Annotated in this window: 10 protein-coding genes, 1 tRNA gene and 3 pseudogenes; 5 read left to right on the forward strand and 9 right to left on the reverse strand. The window is 53.5% G+C overall.

Annotated elements, in window-relative coordinates; all coding sequences use genetic code 11:
* Window positions 1–232 precede the first annotated feature (232 nt).
* From AC3Y5R_RS01975 to xylA, 3 genes and pseudogenes are all read right to left on the reverse strand, one after another.
* Window positions 233–1,417, reverse strand: a complete 1,185-nt coding sequence (locus AC3Y5R_RS01975; RefSeq protein ID WP_489919904.1) for an AraC family transcriptional regulator — start codon at window positions 1,415–1,417, stop codon at window positions 233–235.
* 199 nt (window positions 1,418–1,616) lie between these two features.
* Window positions 1,617–3,072: pseudogene (xylB, locus tag AC3Y5R_RS01980) on the reverse strand (xylulokinase).
* 35 nt (window positions 3,073–3,107) lie between these two features.
* Window positions 3,108–4,427 carry a xylose isomerase gene (xylA, locus tag AC3Y5R_RS01985; RefSeq protein WP_489919905.1) on the reverse strand — a complete coding sequence of 440 codons (1,320 nt, stop codon included), beginning with the start codon at window positions 4,425–4,427 and terminating at the stop codon, window positions 3,108–3,110.
* Between the two features lie 337 nt (window positions 4,428–4,764).
* Here xylA and AC3Y5R_RS01990 point away from each other — a divergent pair.
* From AC3Y5R_RS01990 to AC3Y5R_RS02000, 3 genes and pseudogenes are all read left to right on the forward strand, one after another.
* Window positions 4,765–5,622, forward strand: a pseudogene (locus tag AC3Y5R_RS01990) (MFS transporter); the annotation flags it as partial.
* Window positions 5,574–6,203: pseudogene (locus AC3Y5R_RS01995) on the forward strand (sugar porter family MFS transporter); the annotation flags it as partial. The pseudogenes AC3Y5R_RS01990 and AC3Y5R_RS01995, both read left to right, overlap by 49 nt.
* A gap of 42 nt (window positions 6,204–6,245) precedes the next feature.
* Window positions 6,246–7,706, forward strand: coding sequence for an AMP nucleosidase (locus AC3Y5R_RS02000; protein WP_489919906.1), 1,461 nt, complete (start codon window positions 6,246–6,248; stop codon window positions 7,704–7,706).
* Window positions 7,707–7,814: 108 nt separating this feature from the next.
* Here AC3Y5R_RS02000 and AC3Y5R_RS02005 read toward each other — a convergent pair whose 3' ends face one another.
* The 6 genes from AC3Y5R_RS02005 to AC3Y5R_RS02030 all read right to left on the reverse strand — a co-directional run bounded on the left by AC3Y5R_RS02005 (window position 7,815) and on the right by AC3Y5R_RS02030 (window position 14,330).
* The gene (locus AC3Y5R_RS02005) at window positions 7,815–8,531 is read right to left on the reverse strand and encodes an ABC transporter ATP-binding protein (protein WP_489919907.1); all 717 of its coding nucleotides are present in this window, start codon (window positions 8,529–8,531) and stop codon (window positions 7,815–7,817) included.
* On the reverse strand, window positions 8,528–9,403 hold the full coding sequence (locus AC3Y5R_RS02010; protein WP_489919908.1) for an ABC transporter ATP-binding protein: 876 nt from the start codon (window positions 9,401–9,403) through the stop codon (window positions 8,528–8,530). Before AC3Y5R_RS02010 ends, AC3Y5R_RS02005 begins: the two co-directional genes overlap by 4 nt.
* On the reverse strand, window positions 9,400–10,686 hold the full coding sequence (gene livM / locus AC3Y5R_RS02015) for a high-affinity branched-chain amino acid ABC transporter permease LivM (protein WP_489919909.1): 1,287 nt from the start codon (window positions 10,684–10,686) through the stop codon (window positions 9,400–9,402). Before livM ends, AC3Y5R_RS02010 begins: the two co-directional genes overlap by 4 nt.
* A 10-nt stretch (window positions 10,687–10,696) precedes the next feature.
* Window positions 10,697–11,611, reverse strand: a complete 915-nt coding sequence (locus AC3Y5R_RS02020) for an ABC transporter permease subunit (RefSeq protein WP_489919910.1) — start codon at window positions 11,609–11,611, stop codon at window positions 10,697–10,699.
* 103 nt (window positions 11,612–11,714) lie between these two features.
* The gene (locus tag AC3Y5R_RS02025) at window positions 11,715–12,830 is read right to left on the reverse strand and encodes a branched-chain amino acid ABC transporter substrate-binding protein (protein WP_489919911.1); all 1,116 of its coding nucleotides are present in this window, start codon (window positions 12,828–12,830) and stop codon (window positions 11,715–11,717) included.
* A gap of 378 nt (window positions 12,831–13,208) precedes the next feature.
* Window positions 13,209–14,330, reverse strand: a complete 1,122-nt coding sequence (locus tag AC3Y5R_RS02030) for a Gfo/Idh/MocA family protein (RefSeq protein WP_489919912.1) — start codon at window positions 14,328–14,330, stop codon at window positions 13,209–13,211.
* Window positions 14,331–14,623: 293 nt separating this feature from the next.
* On the opposite strand from AC3Y5R_RS02030, the gene AC3Y5R_RS02035 reads away from it, so the two are divergent.
* Window positions 14,624–14,699, forward strand: a tRNA-Asn gene (locus tag AC3Y5R_RS02035).
* A 161-nt stretch (window positions 14,700–14,860) separates the two neighbouring features.
* Window positions 14,861–16,144 (forward strand): tyrosine-type recombinase/integrase, encoded by a 1,284-nt coding sequence (locus tag AC3Y5R_RS02040; RefSeq protein ID WP_489919913.1) that lies wholly within the window; start codon window positions 14,861–14,863, stop codon window positions 16,142–16,144.
* Window positions 16,145–16,413: the final 269 nt, after the last annotated feature.

Below are 16,413 nucleotides of genomic sequence, written 5' to 3' on the forward strand. Positions count from 1 at the left end.
TGCAGATTCTATCGCCGAAAAAAGTCTTACAAAGGATAGAGAGTTTTAAAAAATCATTAGTGACTCAATTCACACTTCACTTTTTTATCCTCAAACTTCCCACCCGAATAGTTAATGAGAAACCATCCTTACAACAATAATAAACATTATATTTTCATAGAAGCAACATCAGGTGTATATCAGAGACAACTGATGTCATCTTACCAGGTTGAATTTCACGGCCCTTCACCCACTACCGGGGGGACACGACATTATCGCTACGGTATTTTACCGGCGTGACCGCCAGCGCCTGCTGGAAAATAGCACAGAAATATTGCGGGGTGTTATAACCACATAAACGACTGATTTCGGCTACAGGCAGAAGGGTCGTTGCCAGCAGCGCCTTCGCTTTGCCCAGCTTTTCATCCTGGATAACTTTATGGATAGTCATTCCCATCTCCGTCATAAATTTTTTGTCGAGATTCGAACGCGAGGTGCCTATAGCTTCCAGTACGTGTTCAACGGTAATCCCCCGGCAGGCATTTTTGCGAATAAACCCCATCGCCCTGATCACCATAGTGTCGATGACAGAGCGGTAATCCGTTGACTGTCTTGCAATCACTCTTTCCGGCGGCACGATGATCGGCTCATTCGCTGTCTGCCGCTGAGATAACAACGCATCCAGCAATTTTGCCGCTGCAAACCCCATTTTGCGGGTTCCCTGCATCACTGACGAAAGCGAAATTTTCGACAGGTAACGGGTCAGTTCCTCATTATCAATGCCGATTACACACAGGCTTTCCGGCACGGTGATACCGATACAGTCACAAGTTTGCAGCACGTGCCGGGCGCGGGCATCAGTAACCGCAATAATACCGGTCTGCGGAGGCAACCCTTTCAGCCACCGGGCCAGTCTTTGCTGCGCCTCCCCCCAGGTATTGCTGTCCGTTACCAGACCTTCATAGATAATGCCGGGGCAGGACATTTTGCGGCTCAGATGTTCAAAGGCTGCCGCACGCTCCTGGGCCCAGCGTTTACCGGCCTCCTGTGGCAGACCATAGAAAGCAAAACGCTCAATCAGATGGTTTAACGCTGCGGCAACCAGCGCTTCGTTATCCGTCGCGACATAGTGTACAGGCGGATAGTCCTGTCGGTTATGGTAGGAACCGCCCACACCCACCACCGGTATGTCAGTGTGGCTCAGCTGACGGGCAATATTTTCATCGTCAAAATCGGCGATGATACCGCTGCTGGTCAGGATTGTATGAGTAAAGTGATGGACGCTGAAATCCTCTTCGATATAGATATCCCACCCACACTGTGAGGCATAAAAAAACTCACCGATTCCCTCGATAATTTGCCGGTCATAGGCCTTATTGGCGTTAAAAAGCAGCGAAATTCTTGCCTGAGGCGTGGCGTTACGGTCACTGATGTTCATTGCGTTTTCCTGAAGATGGTCGGCAAACGGGGTTGCCTGTTCCGTAACATCAGAGTAATGCCCGGCGACCCGGGGAAAAAATAAGTAAAGTGCTGAAAGGGGAAGTTATGCTTCAGAGATGCGAGCAGGATCGGAAAAGCAGCAGGAAGCAGAGGGTTAATCTGACGCCTGTTCACACCAGGGATTTAAAATCCCCTGTTTAATTTATGCTGGCCGTCTGCCGGTAAAGCGTGCTGAACCGCGCCTGCCGGACACGGTATAGCGCGTGGCGATCCGCATCCGGGATATAGCGGGCTTCCAGCGGAAGTTCAGGTAACAATTCGCCAGTGGAAACGCCAGGATTACAGCTCATCCTCGCCAGTCGGGCCGCGCCCAGAGCAGGCCCGACATCACCACCGGTACGGCAATCCAGCGCCATCCCACTGATATCAGCCAGAAGCTGCCGCCAGAGATGACTTCGCGCACCACCGCCAATCAGCGTGACCGACGATGGCCTGACGCCTGAGGCATGCAGCACTGACATCCCCTCCGCCAGCCCCAGACTGACCCCTTCCAGCACCGCCATCGCCAGATCTTCCGGACCGTGCTGGTGGGTGAATCCCCAAAAAAGTCCCGTTGCGTCCGGATTATTGTGCGGCGTTCGTTCACCAGAAAGATAGGGCAGGAAGCAGGGAGAATGCTCGTTAAGCTGAACTTTTCCCGCCAGTTTCAGGAGATCGGCTACCGATTGTTGTCCGGTCAGTCGTGCGGCCCAGTCCAGACAGGAAGCGGCACTGAGCATCACCGACATCAGATGCCAGGTCTGCGGCAGAGCATGGCAGAAACTGTGCACGGCCCGTTCAGGATTACTCAGAAAACCCTTGCATACTGTAAAATAAACGCCGGACGTTCCCAGTGACAGCATCGCCTGCCCTTCCTGCCAGATCCTCGCCCCAATGGCTCCTGCCGTATTGTCCCCACCACCGGCCACCACCGGTAACCGCGCAGGCAGTCCCCAACGCTGGCTTACGTCAGACCGCAGTGTTCCTGTCACCTGATAACCTTCAAACAATGCAGGCATCTGGTCCCGGGATAAGCCACAGGCCGACAGCAGATTATCGTGCCAGTCTCGTCTGCCGACATCCAGCCACATTGTGCCCGCAGCATCTGACATGTCACTGGCAAAATCACCGGTCATCCGCCAGCGCAGATAATCTTTTGGCAACAGAACACGGGTGATCTGACGGAAAATATCCGGCTCGTGCTCTCTCACCCACAGCAGTTTTGGCGCCGTGAAGCCCGGCATCATCAGATTGCCGGTGATCCGCCGTGACTCCGGCACGCTCTTTTCAAGCTGCTGACAAGCCAGGCTGCTGCGGCCGTCATTCCATAAAATGGCCGGTCGCAGCACGTTCTGCTGTCTGCCAAGCAGAACCGCGCCATGCATTTGCCCGGTCAGCCCCAGCGCCCGGACGTCATGCAATGGATGCTTCTGTGCGAGAGCCTGCATCGCCCGATCTGTTGCCTGCCACCACTCCTCCGGGATGTTGTTCAGACCATAATGAATGAGGCCGGGAAACCGTCAGCGGCTCCGTGTGGCTGGCTAACACCCTGTTATCTTCATTCAGCAGGATGACTTTGACGCCTGAAGTGCCGAGATCGATACCTGTATACATGCCTGTTGCCTCTGGCGTTGTGTTGCCGTCAATTCTCAGCGGTAGATAGCCTGATTCACGATATTCTCCAGGCGCTCCTGCCGGCCACTACGATGCTGCGGGTACAACGCCTCTTTTTTCGTGAAATTTGCCAGCTCTTCCAGCGACATCGTTCCCGCCAGAATGTCCTGACCCAGCTTGCTGTTCCAGCCCGCGTAGCGTGCCTCACGCGCCTGCTCCAGCCGCCCTTCTTCAATCAGCCTGGCAGCAATGCGCAGTCCCTGCGCCATCACATCCATGCCACCAATATGGCCAAAGAACAAATCGTAAGGGTCGGTGCTTTGACGGCGCACTTTGGCGTCAAAATTCAGACCGCCGGTGGTGAAGCCCCCTGCGTTGAGGATCTCGTACATGATCAATGCATTCTCTTCTACGCTGTTCGGGAACTGATCCGTATCCCAGCCGAGCTGCAAATCCCCACGGTTGGCATCGACCGAACCCAAAATACCCAGCGCGGGCGCCGTGGCAATTTCATGCTGGAAGGAGTGACCGGCCAGCGTGGCATGGTTCGCCTCAACGTTAACCCTGATTTCCTTTTCCAGACCAAACTGCTTCAGGAAGCCATATACGGTGGCAACATCATAATCATACTGATGTTTACTCGGCTCCTGCGGTTTTGGTTCTATCAGCAATGTCCCGCGGAACCCAATACGATGTTTATGCTCCACGACCATCTGCATAAAGCGGCCAATCTGTTCACGCTCACGTTTCAGGTCAGTATTCAGCAGTGTTTCATACCCTTCACGACCGCCCCACAGCACGTAGTTCTCACCACCCAGTTTCTGCGTGGCATGCATGGCTGCATTCACTTGCGTAGCCGCCCAGGCAAAAATTTCCGGGTCCGGGTTTGTGGCTGCGCCCGCACCGTAGCGAGGGTGCGTGAAGCAGTTGGCGGTGCCCCACAGAAGTTTAACGCCTGTGTTCTGTTGTTTTTCCAACAGGATGTCAGTAATAACCGCAAAATTATGCAGATATTCCTTTACTGAATTGCCCTGTGGGGCGACATCAACATCATGAAAACAGTAGAAAGGGGCGTTCAGTTTATGGAAGAATTCAAAAGCAATATCTGCCTTCATTTTCGCCCGTTCCAGTTCACTGCCCGCATCAAACCACGGGCGTTCAAACGCACCGGTACCAAACATATCGGTCCCTGCCCAACAGAAGGTGTGCCAGTAGCAGGCGGCAAAACGCAGATGATCTTCCATTCGTTTACCCAGAATCATTTCATCTGGGTTATAAAAATGAAAGGCCAGATCGTTCTGACTCTCAGCACCCTCGTAAGAGATTTTATCAATACGGTCAAAATAATCAGCCACGGTGATTCTCCTTAATTAACGAAAAAGGAATTGTCGATTGCAATTAAATAAACGTCTTCACTATGCAAAGAACTGGATTGCCATGACAATTATAAAATTTCACAACTCCCTTATGTAAAATCCCAATCATGACCCGGATCACACAGGGTCAGAGATCCGTTTCACTGTTCTCAAAGTGGGCACTGTGATCGTCATCAGTAAAAGCAAAACGACGGTAGATATTACAAAAAATTGTAATTTTATTCTCTGATGAGCGGGCATATGTTTTATCTCGCAAGAAAAAAACCGAATCGTCAGTAAAATTACTCTGAGGCTTGCTATGGCACCCACATCTGAGATGAAAGCCAATAATCGCTATATAATATCAGTAACCCTTGTGGCAACATTAGGTGGATTATTATTTGGTTACGACACTGCGGTGATATCCGGCACGGTTTCATCGCTGGATGCCGTTTTTATTACCCCAAGAGGATTAAGTGAATCCGCAGCCAACTCTTTACTGGGCTTTTGCGTGGCCAGCGCGCTGATAGGCTGCATTATTGGCGGTGCCTGTGGTGGGCCGCTGAGCGCCCGTTTTGGCAGAAAGAAAACGCTGCTGATCGCGGCCGTGCTGTTTTTCTTTTCTGCACTGGGTTCTGCGTTCCCTGAAATTGGCTTCCGTAGCATCGATCCGAACGAAGGCGTGCCATGGTATCTCTCTGATTATCTGAGTGAGTTTGTCATTTACCGGATTATTGGTGGGATCGGCGTTGGTCTGGCTTCCATGGTCTCGCCAATGTATATCGCCGAAATTACTCCAGCGGAAATACGTGGAAGGCTGGTTGCCTGCAATCAATTTGCTATTATCCTCGGGCAATTGCTGGTTTATTGCGTCAATTACAGCATCGCCCTGTCAGGCAGCGAAACCTGGCTGAATACGCTGGGTTGGCGTTTTATGTTTCTTTCTGGCGCAGTGCCTTCACTGTTGTTCTTTATTCTGTTATTCGTGGTACCGGAAAGTCCACGCTGGCTGGCCACAAAAGGCTTAAATGAAAAAACCGCCTCCGTACTGGAGAAACTGTTCGGCAAAGAACAAAGCCAGATCGAACTGCGTAATATTATTCAATCCGTTAATACCGGAACGGAAAAAAATCGCCGTTATTTTCCTTTGGCATTTCCGTCGTGGTTATCGGCATTATGCTTTCCGTCTTTCAGCAATTCGTCGGCATTAACGTGGTCCTTTATTATGCACCGGAGGTTTTCCGCTCGGTGGGGGCAAGTACTGACATTGCTTTGTTGCAAACAATCATTGTTGGCGTCATTAATTTACTCTTTACCACCATAGCCATACTAACCGTCGATAATTTTGGTCGTAAACCACTGCAGATTATTGGCGCGATGGGTATGGCAATCGGAATGTTTACGTTGGGAACCGCGTTCTATACCAAAATGTCCGGGGTGGTGGCGCTGGGAGCCATGCTGTTTTATGTCGCTTCCTTCGCGATCTCCTGGGGACCAGTCTGTTGGGTGCTGCTGGCGGAAATCTTCCCGAACCGCATCCGCAGCAAGGCGATGTCAATCGCCGTAGCGGCACAGTGGATTGCTAATTACCTGGTTTCCTGGACATTCCCGATGATGGATAAAAACAGCTACCTTATCGCACATTTCAACAACGGTTTTGCCTACTGGATCTATGGCCTGATGGGCCTGCTGGCAGCGTTGTTTATGTGGAAATTTGTGCCGGAAACCAAAGGAAAATCGCTGGAGGAACTGGAATCTCTGTGGCAGAAGCCGTAGCCTGATGCAAAGAAAACAATAAGCATCGCCAGAGGAGAGATCATGAACCAGCCTTTCACCCCAATGGGATTGTCAGTAGCTGAGGCGCTGGACAAGCTGGACGCGCTGTATGAGCAAGCCGTTAACGCGCTGCGGGAAGCCGTAGCGGCCTATATCGACAGCGGCAAACTACCGGACGATGTCAGCCGTGCCAGCGGGCTTTTTGTTTACCCTGAACTGCGCGTCAGTTGGGGTGGGGATGCAGAGAAACATAAGATGTCCCGTGCATTTGGCCGTTTTACCCGTCCGGGTAGCTACGCCACCACGGTGACCCGCCCCGCCCTGTTCCGTCATTACCTGGCTGAACAACTGGAGATGCTGACCGGTGAATATCCGGTCACGCTGGAAGTGAAACCCTCTTCGCAGGAGATCCCTTTCCCTTATGTGATTGACGGTTCAAACCTGGGGCTGGATCGCAGCATGAGCGCCGGGCTGGCCCAGCACTTCCCGACCACCGAACTGGCGCAGATTGGCGATGAGAATGCCGATGGCCTTTACCAGCCCGGCGAACAGTTCCCGCTGTCGCATTTTGATGCGCTGCGTACTGACTTTTCACTGGCGAGGCTGCGGCACTATACCGGTACGCCGGTTGAACATTTTCAGTCATATGTGCTGTTCACCAACTACACGCGCTATGTGGATGAGTTTGTGCGCTGGGGCTGCGAACAGATTGCCGATGCGGATTCGCCATATGAAGCGCTTTCGTGCGCGGGAAGCATCTACGTGACTGCCGAAACCCCTAATCCTCTGGAAACCCTCTCAGGCCTGGCATGGAAAAATCACCAGATGCCCGCCTGGCACCTGGTCGCCAAAGACGGACAGGGAATTACGCTGATCAATATTGGTGTCGGCCCTTCAAATGCCAAAACCATCTGCGATCACCTTGCCGTACTGCGCCCGCATACCTGGCTGATGATTGGCCACTGCGGCGGCCTGCGCGAGAGCCAGACCATTGGTGATTATGTGCTGGCGCATGCCTATCTGCGTGATGACCACGTGCTGGATGCGGTGCTGCCGCCAGATATTCCGGTTCCAAGTATCGCAGAAGTACAACGTGCACTCTATGATGCCACCAAACAAGTGAGCGGAATGCCGGGAGATGAAGTGAAGCAGCGCCTGCGCACCGGAACGGTGGTTACCACGGATGATCGCAACTGGGAGCTGAGATATTCTGCTTCTGCGCTACGTTTTAACCTCAGCCGTGCGGTGGCCGTTGATATGGAAAGTGCCACTATCGCCGCTCAGGGTTACCGCTTTCGCGTTCCGTACGGCACGTTGCTGTGCGTGTCCGATAAGCCATTGCACGGAGAAATCAAATTGCCGGGCCAGGCGAATCGCTTCTATGAAGGGGCGATTTCCGAGCATTTGCAGATTGGGATCTGTGCCATTAATCTGCTACGGGCCGAGGGGGATAAACTGCATTCCCGTAAGCTGCGCACCTTTAATGAGCCGCCGTTCCGCTGAGGCAAAAACCGCCTTCAGTAAAGGCGGTTTCACAGCATTCTTTTGTACCCTTCCAGCACGCTGACCGTCCTGATACCAGGCATCCCGTAATACCCGTCATTGAGGCCGTTACGCCCCTCCCAGATAAGCGCTCCGGACCTCCGGGTTAACCAGCAGTTCCTGCCCGGTGCCGCTCAGCCGGATTTGTCCATTGACCATCACGTAAGCGCGGTCGCACAGCTTCAGGGCATGGTTGGCGTTCTGCTCGACCAGAAACAGCGTCATTCCTTCACGGGTCAGATCCCGCAGGATCTGGAAAATCTGCTTCACCACCAGCGGTGCCAGCCCCAGGCCTGGCTCATCAAGCAGCAGCAGTTTCGGCCTGCTCATCAAAGCGCGGGCAATCGCCAGCATCTGCTGTTCCCCTCCGGAAAGCGTCATCGCCCGCTGGCTGCGACGCTCCTCCAGCCGGGGAAACAGCTGATACATCTTCGCCCTGTCCTGATTCTGATAGCGGTTGCCGATTGGAATGGTGCCCATCAGCAGATTTTCTTCCACCGTCATATCCGGAAAGATCCGCCGGCCTTCCGGAGCCTGAGCAATGCCATTGCTGGCGATAAAATGGGTCGATTTACGGCTGATATCCTCTCCGCGATAGAAGATTTGTCCATCAGCGATGCGTGGCTGGCCGAAAATGGACATCAGCAGCGTGGACTTTCCCGCGCCGTTGGCACCAATCAGAGAGACGGTTTCACCTTCATTCACGGTCAGCGATACGTCCTTCAGCGCCTGGATCGGGCCATAAAACACATTCACATGACGAAATTCGAGCAGCGGCTGGCTCATCCGGCGACCTCCTCTTCATCGGTTCCCAGGTAAGCCGCGATGACACTGGCATTGCTCTGGATCTCACGAGGCGAGCCACGGGCAATCACGTTACCGTGGTCAAGGACAATCACATGGTCCGAAATCTCCATTACCATTCCCATATCATGTTCAATCAGCAGCACGGTGACGGCATGCTGCCGCCGCAGGAAGCGCACAATGCGGCTCAGCGCCTGAGTCTCCACCGGATTCAGCCCGGCGGCGGGTTCATCCAGACAAATCATTTCCGGCCCGGTACACATGGCGCGGGCTATCTCCAGCCTGCGCTGCTGTCCGTAAGAGAGCGTTCCCGCCAGCCGGTTGGCGCAGTCAACCAGATCCACCACCTCCAGCCAGTAGAAAGCCCGGTCCAGCGCCTGATTTTCCGCTTTACGATAGCCTGCCGTGTTCAGGAACCCGGCCAGCAGATTACGGTTCGCCTGCATATGCTGCGCGACCAGCAGGTTCTCCACCACCGACATCTCACGGAACAGGCGAATATTCTGGAAGGTGCGCGCCAGTCCGGCACGGTTGACCAGGTGAGTCCCACCGAACATTTTGTAGTAAATAAGCGATCCCAGTCGGGCAGGATTCAGCAGGTCAGCAGGGCGAATTTTCTGCCCCAGCACCTGAATAACATCCGTCTTTCGCGACCGGGCGTTGAGGACAATCGACCCGCCCGAAGCCTGATAGAAACCCGTCAGGCAATTAAAAACCGTGGTTTTCCCGGCACCGTTTGGGCCAATCAGCGCCGTGACGGAACCCCGTTCCACCTCCAGATTCACGTCGTTCAGCGCCTTAATGCCGCCAAAATGCATCATCAGATGTTCAACACGCAGAATGCTGTCGCTCATGGTGCCACCCCCTTGCGGACCGGCACGCCAGCACGACTGGTCCGTACCAGCCCGCGTGGACGCCAGATCATCATCAGCACCATCAGCACGCCAAACAGCAGCACGCGGTATTCGGCGAAGCTGCGCAACAACTCAGGCGCAACCGTCAGCACAAAGGCCGCCAGCACCACGCCGAGCGTGGAACCCATGCCACCCAGCACCACAATGGCGAGGATTAAAGCAGATTCAAAAAAGGTGAAGGAGGTGGGATTGACGAATCCCTGGTAAGTGGCAAAGAACACTCCGGCAATCCCGGCGGTTGAAGCACCGAGCATGAATGCCGACAGCTTCACCAGCACGTGATTCAACCCCATCGCGCGGCAGGCAATCTCATCTTCCCGCAGCGCTTCCCATGCCCGGCCAATGGGCATCCGCGTCAGCCGGTGTTTGATAAACAGCACCAGCAGCACCACCAGAATCAGCGCCCCGTAGATAAAAATAAACTTGAGGTTGGGGTTATAGGTGGTGTGGAAGAACTCGTGAAAAGGGACGCCGCCCTCTTTTGCCCGCCGGGCGAACTCCAGCCCGAAGAAGGTGGGCGCAGGTACCGACACGCCGTTAGGCCCACCGGTGAAACTGACCCAGTTGGTCAGTACCAGACGAATAATTTCACCAAAACCCAGCGTGACAATCGCCAGATAGTCGCCGTGCATGCGCAGCACCGGGAAGCCCAGCAGCGCTCCCGCCAGGGCTGCCATCACTGCGCCCAGCGGCAGCATCGCCCAGAAACCCAGCCCCAGATACTGGTAGCCCAGTGCCAAGCCATAAGCGCCGATGGCATAGAACGCCACATAACCGAGATCCAGCAGTCCGGCCAGGCCGACCACAATGTTCAGCCCCAACCCAAGCAGCACATAGATCAGCCCCAGAATGGCGACGGTCAGCAGGTATTTGGTGGCAATAAACGGAAACGTCACGCCCAGAACCAGCAGCAGCGGAATGATCCAGCGCAACCGTGAACGGTAGTCTGGCGGACGGACATAAACCCCGTCATCGGCCCCTTCAAATCGGCTGGCAAACTTCCTGCCGGTTGCGCTTTGCAAGGTCAGACTCAGCGCCAGTTTGCCAGCCATCACCACCGCGACCAGTACGGCAACGCGCAGTGGCGACAGCGTAAAACTGTACCCTTTCAGAACAATGCCGACTATCGGTCCAAAAACTACCAGCGCGCATAGCCCGGCAAGCACCGTTTCGATCAGGCTTTGCTTGATATCCAGCCCTGGCTTCAGAGAAGCATCTGACATGATTTTCCCCTTAAACCTTGGCAACCAGCGGCCTGCCCAGCAGCCCCTGCGGACGGAAGATCAGGATGACCACCAGCAACGCAAATGAAAACACGTCTTTGTAATCGGAGTTCACCATCCCGGCAAATTGCGCTTCAGCCACGCCCAGCAGCAGGCCGCCGAGCATTGCACCAGGCAGGGAACCAATTCCGCCAAGTACCGCAGCGGTGAACGCTTTAATGCCGATAATGAAGCCCGCGTAGAAATCAAAGGTGCCGTAGTTCATGGTGACCAGCACGCCAGCCAGCCCGGCCATTGCCGCCCCGATCATAAACACCAGCGAAATCACCCGGTCGGTATTAATCCCGAGAATCGAAGCCATCCGCCGATCCTGCTGCGTGGCACGGCAAATGCGGCCCAGCCGGGTGTACTGAATAATCCAGGTAAGCACGGCCATCCCAATCAGCGCGGCCAGCAGAATAAAGACTTTGGTCCAGGTGATTTGCACCACGCCATCGCCAACGTCAAAACGCAGCACGCCGGTCAGTAAAGTCGGGATACCCTGCTGGTTCGGCCCCTGACTGATCTGCACATAGTTCTGCAGGATCAGCGACATACCGATGGCAGAAATCAGCGGAGCCAGGCGTGTTGAATTGCGTAAAGGCCGGTAGGCTATGCGCTCAATCGCCCAGCCATACACACCGGTCACGACAATGGTGAAGATCAGCGTGCCGAAAATCAGCAGTGGAAAGGAGTGGATCCCAAAAAAGGAGAGCAACGCCAGCCCGATAGCACAGAGGTAGGCGGAGATCATATACACTTCGCCGTGTGCAAAGTTAATCATACCGATAATACCGTAGACCATGGTGTAGCCGATAGCGATCAGGCCATATACGGCACCCAGCGTCAGCCCATTGACCAGCTGTTGCAGAAAAAATGCTTCCATTAAGCCGTCCCGCCTGTTGTTAGCCAGCGTGACGCCGAGCGCCACGGCTGCCGTCGGTGGTGCAACGCCCTGCCTGTACGGCAGGGCAAGGTGAGGTCAGTGATTACAGCTGGTGATATTTCCCTTTATCATCCCACTGGTAAACGACGTAATCCGATACTTTCAGGTCGCCTTTACCGTCCCAGGATTTTTTCCCCATTACCGTATCGACATCGTGTGACTTCAGCCATTCACTGGCTTTGGCGTTGTCTTTTCCCGCGCCGTTATAGGCAGCAGCAATTGCCTGAATGGAAGCATAGGCATACAGGGTGTAGCCTTCCGGCTCGAAGCCGCTGGCGCGGAACTTCTCAATCACCGATTTACCCGCCGGAATAGTGCGCGGATCGTTACCAAAGGTCATCAGCACGCCATTGGTATACTGTGGGCCTCCTGCCGCAGTGACCATATCCTCCGTGACGATGCAGTCGCCGGAGAAAAATTTCGCCTGCACGCCCTGCTCACGCATCTGCCGCACCAGCGGTCCGGCTTCCGGATGGCAGCCGCCAAAGTAGACCACGTCCGGTTTGAGTGAACCTATTTTGGTGACCAGCGCGTTAAAGTCTTTTTCGCCACGCGACAGGCCCTCATACAACACCTCTTTGGTGCCGCGTTTTTCCAGCGCCGCTTTGGTGGCATCCGCCAGACCCTGACCATAGGTATCCTTATCGTGGATCACCGCAATTTTCTTCGCCTTCAGCACGTCCAGCATATAGTTAGCGGCAACAGCGCCCTGCTGATCGTCGCGTCCGCACATGCGGAACATATCTTTCATGCCGCGTTCGGTAATCTGCGGATTGGTTGAGCCAGGGGTGATAGTCAGCACACCCGCTTCGTCATAGACCTCCGAAGCGGGCATGGTGGAGGAGGAACAGAAATGCCCCACTACCGCAGAAACTTTTGATTCATCCACCAGCCGGTTTGCCACCGCCACCGCCTGTTTTGGCTCACAGGCATCATCGCCCTGGACCAACACGATTTTCTCGCCCTTGATTCCACCGGCCGCATTGATGTCGGCCACCGCCTGTGAAGCGCCTTTCCAGTACTGCGCACCGTAAGTGGCATTTGGTCCGGTAAACGGCCCTGCCACGCCAATCATCACGTCCGCATGCGCGTACAGCGCTGTGGTCAAACATCCTGCCATCACAACCTGAAGGGGTAACTTGATCAATTTCAAAGACATTCGGGTATTCCTCAGCACTGTTAAGAGCCTGACGCCACCGGAGTGGCACGGGAGAAATCACTAGCTTTGTCATTACCATGTCGCGGTCGATCCAGGATCCGGCCGTCCAGCATTCATTAAGCAAGAACCCCGCCAGTCAGTCAGAAAACAACTGATTTTTTGCTGAGAGGTGACGTAACACGCAGCAACAAGCGGTAACAGGACCGGACAGAATGATAAACATAGCGACAGCTTGTGCGGGTTGCGCACTGCACTGGTGCAAAACTGCGGAGACGATCAAGACGTTGGAACAATTAATGGCGGAGGTGTGAGGAAGGTTACACTACAGAAAAAAATGGGAGCTTTCGCTCCCGTCATCAGTCCGTTTGCTGGATATTCTCAGACCGACATCCAGCGGCGTTCCACAGCCGAAACCGCTATTGCCTGCAGCACCTTCGAAACCTGCAATCCTTCGGCAAAATCCGGCCACATACTCTCGCCGGCAGCGATGCCGTTGATCAGATCACGGATCTCCACGGTTTTCTGATCGTTAAAACCAATGCCGTGACCGGCAGAGATACAAAACGCTGCATAGTCCGGATGGGCCGGGCCGGTCAGTATGGTTTTAAAACCCTGACGCCCCGCCGGATCGTCATTCAGATACAGCGCCAGCTCTGCCATTCTTTCCTGGGTGTAGCGGATGGCGCCTTTGGTGCCGGTCACCACGTAGGTCAGCCCCATTTTGCTGCCGCAGGCAATACGTGACGTTTCAATCACCCCATGCGCTCCATTGACGAAACGCAGCAGCGCGCTGGCCTGATCTTCATTCTCAACGTCCCGCAGCACGGAAGGATCTTTCGGGTCCGGGCGCTGTTTAATCACCGTCAGCATGTCTCCCGAGACTTCACTGATATTGCCCACCAGATAGTGCGCCATATTAACGATATGCGCGGCAAGATCGCCCAGCGCCCCCAGCCCGGCCAGCGCTTTCTGGCAGTGCCAGTCCAGCGGCGTCTGTGGATTCGCCAGATAGTCTTCGTTGTGGGTGCCATAAAAGTGCACCACTTCTCCTATCTCACCGCGGGCAATAATTTCGTGCGCCAGCTGGCTGGTCGGATTCTTCATATAGTTGAAGCCTACCAGCGTTTTCACTCCGGCTTCCCTCGCGGCGTTGGTCATCAGCTCCGCATCCGCCACGTCCAGCGCCAGTGGTTTTTCCGAGTAAACATGCTTGCCGTGTTTGATCGCCTCCAGCGCCATCTCTTTATGCAGGAAATTTGGGGCACAAATATCCACCACGTCGATGTTCGGGTCAGCGACCAGCTCTCGCCAGTTGCCTGTAGATCGGTGAAAGCCCAGTGCCGCCGTCTGTGCTCTGGCGACATCCGGGTTAACCTCCGCCACCATTTCACGCACGATTTCACCTTTCAGTGAAAAGACGGTGGCAGCCTGAGCATAAGCAATGGCGTGACAACGGCCGATATAACCAGTACCTATCAGCCCGATTCTGATCTTTTCCATAGAGGTTCCTTGCAGGGTAGGAAAACAATTAAATGGAATTTATGTTTCATAATTAAGCATTTGCAATGCAGAAATGAAATAAACGTGATCATTCTGACGAAACGGAATGTAAATACCCGTGGCATACAGTGGCGGCCTGCAAGGCGCTACGCAAAAGAGGCCAGCGTGTAAACTGGCTACAATCAGCGGGATTTTCAGAGAAATGGCGTTTTATTCAGCAGTCAGTTAAAAAGGTGAAATCAGGCTTTGACATCCCGGAGCGCTCTGGATATTATGCGCCCCGTTCAAACGATTCCTCTGTAGTTCAGTCGGTAGAACGGCGGACTGTTAATCCGTATGTCACTGGTTCGAGTCCAGTCAGAGGAGCCAAATTCTTGTTTTCATGCCTCTTTGCGAATCCTTATGGGATTTAGATTCAATAAGTTAGCGTGAAAAATCTTCCCGATGCATTTTTAGTTTTCCCTCTGCATCGGGAGAATTTGGTGGTCAGATTTGGGGTCAAGTTGGTTCGATGACGGAGTGACCCCCAAATGTCCCTTACCGATGCAAAAATCCGCACTCTTAAACCTTCTGATAAACCCTTTAAAGTCTCCGATTCTCACGGTCTGTACCTTTTAGTAAATCCAGTCGGTTCACGTCTTTGGTATCTCAAATATCGTATCAATGGTAAAGAATCCCGCCTTGGCTTAGGTGCCTACCCCGATGTTTCTCTGGCTTACGCTCGTCAGCAACGTGATGGTATCCGTAAATTGCTGGCGCATAATATCAATCCAGCACAACAGCGCTCTGCTGAAAGAGCCACTTCCTCGCCAGAAAAAACTTTCAATTATGTGGCACTGGAGTGGCATAAAAGCAACCGTACATGGTCAGAGAACCACGCAACCCGTCTGCTTGCCAGCATGAACAATCATATATTTCCTGTGATTGGACACTTGCCGGTAACTGAACTGAAACCTCGTCACTTTATTGACCTGCTGAAGGGAATCGAGACAAAAGGTTTGCTGGAAGTCGCAGCACGTACCCGGCAGCATATGTGCAACATCATGCGTCATGCCGTACATCAGGAGTTGATAGAACACAATCCGGCAGCAAATCTGGACGGTATCATCGCCCCGCCCGTTAAACGCCACTACCCTGCCCTTCCGCTGGAGCGACTGCCGGAACTGTTGGCTCGCATTGAGGACTACAAGCAAGGACGAGAGTTAACCCGCCTGGCCGTATTACTCACCCTTCACCTGTTCATCCGTTCCAGCGAACTGCGTTTCGCCCGTTGGTCTGAGATCGATTTCAAAAATAGAATCTGGACCATTCCTGCCACTCGCGAGTCCATCCCCGGTGTCCGCTACTCTGGGCGTGGTGCAAAAATGCGTACTCCACATATCGTTCCACTCTCCTGTCAGTCTATTGCTATTCTGAAACAGATACGGGAAATATCCGGTCATCAGGTGCTGGTATTCCCCGGCGATCACAATCCTTATAAACCGATGTGTGAAAACACGGTCAACAAGGCGCTACGCCTGATGGGCTATGACACAAAAGATGAAATTTGCGGCCACGGGTTTCGGGCAATGGCCTGTAGTGCCCTTATGGAATCAGGTCTATGGTCACAGGATGCCGTTGAGCGTCAAATGAGCCATCAGGAACGTAATAGCGTTCGAGCGGCATACATCCATAAAGCAGAATATGTCGATGCCCGTAAAGCGATGATGCAGTGGTGGTCGGATTATCTGAATATGTGCCGGAAAGCGTATGCCCAACCTTATATTGTGGGAAGGAAATCAGTTACACAATGGGATAATCCTCTGACAAAATAAATCACAGAAATAGCCGTATCAGTCTGTACTGGTACGGCTATTTCTGGCTTCAACTCGGAGAAATTGTTAAGCCATTTATGAGCATCGTCAACCGAATTGACCTGCGTGAATCTAAAGTGTGAGGTCACGCTTCTTATACAAAACTAACCACGGAAACGGCTTAGGTCTGCTATGAGCTGTGTGGAACTGTAGTGATGTTATGGACGCCCCTCCCTGAAGTAGCCAGTGCCATACTCTATTGACTGCAATTAATTCAGGAGTGATATCAC

The sequence above is a fragment of the Erwinia sp. 009765445 genome (assembly GCF_058137865.1).